Source organism: Dietzia maris, from assembly GCF_014144855.1.
Lineage (GTDB): Bacteria > Actinomycetota > Actinomycetes > Mycobacteriales > Mycobacteriaceae > Dietzia > Dietzia kunjamensis.
Map to the genome: position 1 here is coordinate 1 of NZ_JAALDN010000174.1, position 1588 is coordinate 1588.

A 1588-nucleotide genomic window follows, 5' to 3' on the forward strand; every position below is an offset into this window, starting at 1 on the left:
TTGCAGTGGCCACTTTAGCGGGAACACTCCATCCCCAGCATGACGAAGCCGGACCTACACGTGAACGAGACAGCGCGGATAAGTCAGACGTCGTCCTGAGCCGCGCGAGTCCTCAAGTTTCCGCTCAGCGAGTGCCGGTTGAGCGCAGACCGTAATTGGTGGTAGCACCCCAACGATAGAATCGAAGATTACGCCAGAGACGGAGAGACAAATGGTCAAGAACTTCCTTCGCAAGCTAGTTGAGCCCGAGACGCGGGCCCTCTATCACTGGAGGTGCCCCTGCGGGGCACACTCACGCGGAGGCCATCCCTCCGAGTATGACGCCGAGCGCAGAGCCGAGCGACACCAATTGGAAGCCGGGGTCGAACTCAATGCTCACCTCGCCGGGGAGCGTCACCCCATTCCCGAGGTGTACGCCACGGAAGACGTGATCGAATAGTTCGATCGTGCAGTTGTCGGAACTGACGCTGGGAAGGCGCAACACGTACCGCATTTGGTGATCGTCAATCGCGACACCTGCGTGGGGTCCGGTCCCTTGGCATGAGGTCACCGGGCCTCCCGAGCAAACGTTTCATCCATGGAAGATGATCCAGGCCGGACTGTCACGGTCGTGGGGAGAACGCTAGTTGACGTCGCCGGCTCTTGAGCTTTCCCCGCAGCGCGCTTCTTCCGCGACTAGGCGAAGGGAAGCTAAAGCCACTCTATATTTCTGTTTTCTCTGAGTGACCACACGAAACGAGTACTATTCGCCTGAGTGACTATAAGACGGTCGCCCGTGTCCAACTCGAACGAATCGTCGTCGAATCGATTGTACGTATAGGCCATCCCAGTGCTTTTCTCGATGAAATTCCACTGATTGTTCCAGTCGCCCCTGTACTCGAAGTCACTCATGTGGGCACCATACAAGCCGATGGAAGAGACGGCTACCACTTGTGTACCGTTAGGTTCCTCCGATCGACTTCCCTAGTGGTGTTCACTCCAAACTCGCGCGACACGTTCACGGGACGCCCTGACTCGCCGCGCCCCTTTCAATGCGTGGGGTGCTGCGGGCGGGTCAAACTCGGTGGCCTCCTGGATATGCCCGTGGTGGGCAGTCGGCCCGGCAAGGGGCCGACCTATCCCGGGACGTTCTGGTGAAGCGCCATCTACCAGGTTCACCTACGGGGAGGAGGCTGACTTGACATAAGGTCTGGATATCGGCGGGTGACCCAGCCTGGTCGATTGTCGTACGACCGACCAGGCCGGGCATTGATCGTTAGCTGATCGCGGACAGGAGTTCGGTGCAGGCCTGTTCGCATTTGCGGCAGGCTTCGGCGCAGACGCGACAATGCTCGTGCATGTCCTCGTGCTTCTTACACTCGGTGGCACATTCTGCGCATGCTGTCCGGCATGCCTCGAGCGTGGTCTTGACCGTGGCGAGGTTCTGCCCGGTGCGACGGCTGAGGATTTTGCCAGTGGTTGCGCAGAGATCGGCGCAGTCAAGGTTGAGGCGAATGCAGTTCCGTAGGTCTGCGACCATCTCTTCGGCCAGGCAGGCGTCAGCGCACGAGGTGCAAGTCTGGAGTGTTCCCGCTAAAGTGGCCACTGC

Annotated in this window: 1 protein-coding gene; it reads right to left on the reverse strand. The window is 59.4% G+C overall.

What is annotated here, in order from left to right:
- Positions 1–1255: 1255 nt before the first annotated feature.
- Positions 1256–1585 (reverse strand): four-helix bundle copper-binding protein, encoded by a 330-nt coding sequence (locus G6024_RS06395; protein ID WP_235027785.1) that lies wholly within the window; start codon positions 1583–1585, stop codon positions 1256–1258.
- Between the last annotated feature and the right edge of the window lie 3 nt (positions 1586–1588).